Below are 235 nucleotides of genomic sequence, written 5' to 3'. Positions count from 1 at the left end.
ATTTACCAGTGGTTTATATGATGCTGCGGGTGATTTTGGGTATAGGGTCGGTATGCCAGGTAAATCAGGGGTGTCAGGAACTATTCTTGCGGTATTACCTAACAAGTTTACAGTAGCCGTTTATTCCCCAGGGCTTAATTCGTTTGGTAACTCAGTAGCAGGAATAGCAGCATTAGAGCTGCTATCTAAAAAGCTTGATATTTCTATCTTTTAGAGAGATATAGGGAGCTTATTG

At 40.9% G+C, this 235-nt stretch carries 1 protein-coding gene; it reads left to right on the top strand.

Going from position 1 to position 235, the window contains the following annotated elements:
* Positions 1 to 214 (top strand): glutaminase (locus tag R2R70_RS23210; RefSeq protein WP_410979378.1); only part of this gene is annotated, 214 nt, incomplete at its 5' end.
* Positions 215 to 235 lie beyond the last annotated feature (21 nt).

Origin of the sequence: Cobetia sp. SIMBA_158 (assembly GCF_046566945.1) — a bacterium.
Lineage (GTDB): Bacteria > Pseudomonadota > Gammaproteobacteria > Pseudomonadales > Halomonadaceae > Cobetia > Cobetia amphilecti.
The sequence above is the reverse complement of the archived record's forward strand: the minus strand, read 5'-3'. Positions and strand labels throughout refer to the sequence as shown.